Origin of the sequence: Lachnoanaerobaculum sp. MSX33, assembly GCF_000512995.1 — a bacterium.
In the GTDB taxonomy this organism is placed as follows: domain Bacteria; phylum Bacillota; class Clostridia; order Lachnospirales; family Lachnospiraceae; genus Lachnoanaerobaculum.
On sequence record NZ_AZXX01000056.1, the window covers coordinates 1 to 3,716 of the forward strand.

A 3,716-nucleotide genomic window follows, 5' to 3' on the forward strand; every position below is an offset into this window, starting at 1 on the left:
AAGGACATAGACTTCTTCCGCAAAGGACATAGACTTCTTCCGCAAAGGACATAGACTTCTTCCGCAAAGGACATAGACTTCTTCCAAAAAAACAATATAAGTCATACTGTGCAATAAATAATTATGTTTTATATAAAAAATTCTTTTACTTGATTACGGGGTGCTAAAAAGCTAGTAAAATCAAGGCTTCCGAGACAAATAGGACATAGTGAAATCCACGAAGGGACATAGTGAAATCCACAACAAGACATATATACTATTGACTTATTATGTCCTGTATGTTAAGATATATGTATCAGAAAATCAAGAGAAAAGAGGTACTTGTATGAATGGGTATAGCATTATAGCGGACAATTATAGGCACTTGATGGAACAAGGGAAAATAAGCAAGGAAACAGCCGAAAAAGAAATACGCATATATGAGTTTCTTGCCACCTGTGATGAAACTGATAAATGCATAATGGTTGATAGTTCAGCTTTCAACGACATAATCAAAGCTTATTTGAGAATGGCAGTAATGAATGCAGAAATCAGCGAAAAATCACAAGACAAGGTATTAAGCCAGCTCAGATGGATATTTGACGAAAAACAAGCTAAAGAGGTATTGAGAAATGGCTAGAAAGAAAATCGAACCAATAATCAGTTTAGGCAATGAGGACAAGCTCATAGTTCAAAAGAGCTTGCCCCTCTTTTCCTTGTGGCGTTCTGAATTAACGCTTGCAGAATTTAAAATCCTTGATACATATCTTTCAAGAATTAATAGTCACGATACCGATAAACGAGTTGTTATGTTTGAAAAAGGTGAACTTGAAAATATACTTGGTGTTAAAAAAATCAATCAAAAAGACCTTGAAGATAGACTAAAACATCTTATGGGCAACGTGGTAGAAATTGCAGACGAAGACATAAAAAAGGGTTTTAAGCTTATAACACTTTTTGAGGAAGCTATTGCAGAACAAGACAAAAACGGGCTTTGGCAAATTAAGCTTGAGTGTACACAAAAGGCTATGAAATACTTTTTCAATATCGAAAACCTAGGATATTTGCGTTACAAACTCCGTTGTATCACATCTCTTACAAGCCGTTACACATACATAATGTTTATCTATCTTGAGGCTAATCGATACAGAAAAAGTTGGGATATTTCAGTTGACGAACTAAAGCAAATTCTTGACTGTGACAAAGAAGAAACCTACAAAGCATTTAAGCGTTTTAATGACTTGCTCTTGAAAAAAGTTCAAAAAGAGATGAACGAAAAGACTGAATGCAGATATAAGTATGAGCCTATAAGAAAAGGGCGTAATGTGGTGGCAATACACTTTGAAATCGAGACACTCTCAAATACAAACCTTGAAGAAATTGACGAAAATCAAATGACATTTGAACAATGGCAGGAAGAAGCAGTAAAAGAAAAAGAGCTGTGGCAGGAGCCACTTGAAGCTTTTGAATTTAATCAAGAACAGTATGACGAGATTTTTTCCGTGCTGATTACGATACCAAGTGATAAGCTGCCGCAAAGTCAAGCTTGCCACGGCTCAGTGGAACTTATGAGATATCACTACTTAGACCAAAAGGCTAAAGAAATCCTAAGACGAGATAAGCAAAAGCCGATAAGGAGTAAATTCGCTTATCTTTTGAAACTGATGAAGCAAGATGCAGAATAGTAATTTTGCTTCTCTCAAAAAAAGGACCTGAAATTTACCAGGTCTTTTTTTTGAGAGAAGATACAGGGTAAGCCTTCGGCTAGGGGCGGTAGCCCCTGTTGAGAACGCAAAACAGCTTTGATTGTGCAACAATCGAAGCTGTGGTATAGTTGTGATATAGCGAAGCTATGTCACAACTAATATTGAGTTACTTTTGGAAAAAGTAACAAAACCTTAGCGAGGTATTCGAGTATGGAAATGAGTATATCTGTGGTTAAAGGACACGGAAGTATGTCGCACAATAACCGTGAATTTATTACCCCGAATGTAGATTTAGACAGAGTAAAAGACAATATAATTTACAAATGCGAACCACTAGAGCAGGCATATAAAAATTGCTTTGCTCAAGCAATCGAAGAATATAATTCCAAGCAGAAAAGAGCTGATAGAAGGATTGATGGAATTAATGGCTATATGAACCAAATACGCACCTCAAAAAATGGCGAAAAACTGTATTACGAAACAGTGATACAGATAGGCAACAAGTTTGATTGCAGCGTTGGAAGTATCAAAGCAGACCTTGCCAAAAGAGTTTTAAATGATTTTATGCAGGATTTTAGCGAAAGAAACCCAAATTTGTATGTATTTAACGCTGTATTGCATATGGACGAAGCCACCCCACACTTGCACATTGACTATATTCCAGTTGCTCACGGCTACCAAAAAGGTTTGCAGGTAAGAAATTCGCTTGATAAAGCTCTTAAAGAGCAGGGAATTGATGGAAAAGCGACAAAGAGAGGGAACAGTACTCAAAATTGGCAGGAACGAGAAAAGAACGAACTTGAACGCATTATGAATAAATACAGCATAGAGCGAGCAGAGGACACTGGAATAAATCGCAAACATATGAGCATTGACCAGTACAAGGCTGTTGCAGAGCAAATAGCGAATGAGGTTCGTTATATTCCGGAGGAAATAGAAAAAGCTCCGGTATTGCTAAATAAAGAGCGTGTAAGCGTTAAAAAATCCGACCTTGAACAGTTGGAACAAAGGGCAAGGCTTTCTGTGGTACACGAAAACAATACAAAGCTACTTGAAGAAAAAACCGAAAAAAATTTTGATGACAGCAAAATATACATAGCCCAAAAAATGAGTTTAGCCTTGAATTATCTTGAAGTTGCCGAAAAGAAATTACAGGAAGCAAATGCAGAAAAAGAAAAAGCTAAAGAATTGCAGGAAAAAGCCCAAAAAATGTATAAGGCACAAGAAGAGCTTAATGTTAAATTCAAGCAATTATACAGCCTTTATCGAACCAAAGAGTTGAAAGTAAAAGAGCTGACAGATGAGAACACCTCTCTAAAGGCTCAAATTTGCGATTTAACGGCTTCTTTTGACGAAAGGCTACAGAAGTGCACTGAACCACTTAGAAATCGCGTAGAGAGCCTTACAACGCAAATTAAGAGCATTTTAAGAGCTGTTAGATATATTAGCCATACTTTTACTGGCGAAGTCGGCAGTGCTTTTTTAAATGCCACTGTAAAGGCAAGCAATAAATTTCTTGAGAAAAAGGGATTTGATAATATAGCAAGTGACCAAGAAAGAGAAGTGAACAGGAGCATAACGGACGAGGTAGCTTTACAGCTTCACTTCAAAAAGGGCAAGGAAGGGCTAGGGCTGTACAGTCCTTCAGGCGTCTTTATAGTTGGGTGCAACAATATGAGAACTGCTAACAGTATGTTTCCTGCTAGTAATATTGCAAACCAAAACATTGATAGAGGGTTCACTAGATAATTTACTGGCAACTGCGTTGGATCTGCGTAGCAGATGAGCAGTTGCCTTTTTGTTTTTTTCTTTTTGTTGCTAAATCAATCCATCTATCAGAGCGAAGCTCTTTTCTCTTGATTGATAGCTTGATTACTTACTTGATTACTTACTTGATTACTTACTTGATTACGGGGTGCTAAAAAGCTAGTAAAATCAAGGCTTCCGAGACAAATAGGACATAGACTTCTTCCGCAAAGGACATAGACTTCTTCCGCAAAGGACATAGACTTCTTCCGCAAAGGACATAGA

Annotated in this window: 3 protein-coding genes; all 3 read left to right on the forward strand. The window is 37.1% G+C overall.

Annotated elements, in window-relative coordinates:
* Window positions 1-367: 367 nt before the first annotated feature.
* Window positions 368-619, forward strand: a complete 252-nt coding sequence (locus HMPREF1495_RS04965; RefSeq protein WP_198013547.1) for a hypothetical protein — start codon at window positions 368-370, stop codon at window positions 617-619.
* On the forward strand, window positions 612-1,664 hold the full coding sequence (locus tag HMPREF1495_RS04970) for a replication initiation protein (protein WP_034212581.1): 1,053 nt from the start codon (window positions 612-614) through the stop codon (window positions 1,662-1,664). Before HMPREF1495_RS04965 ends, HMPREF1495_RS04970 begins: the two co-directional genes overlap by 8 nt.
* Window positions 1,665-1,895: 231 nt before the next feature.
* Window positions 1,896-3,434, forward strand: a complete 1,539-nt coding sequence (locus tag HMPREF1495_RS04975) for a plasmid recombination protein (RefSeq protein WP_034212582.1) — start codon at window positions 1,896-1,898, stop codon at window positions 3,432-3,434.
* The last annotated feature ends 282 nt before the right edge of the window (window positions 3,435-3,716 follow it).

What these genes read in the sequence shown, in the direction of transcription:
- HMPREF1495_RS04975 (WP_034212582.1), top strand. Translation starts at nt 1,896, where the DNA reads ATGGAAATGAGTATATCTGTGGTTAAAGGACACGGAAGTATGTCGCAC.
- HMPREF1495_RS04970 (WP_034212581.1), top strand. Translation starts at nt 612, where the DNA reads ATGGCTAGAAAGAAAATCGAACCAATAATCAGTTTAGGCAATGAGGAC.
- HMPREF1495_RS04965 (WP_198013547.1), top strand. Translation starts at nt 368, where the DNA reads ATGGAACAAGGGAAAATAAGCAAGGAAACAGCCGAAAAAGAAATACGC.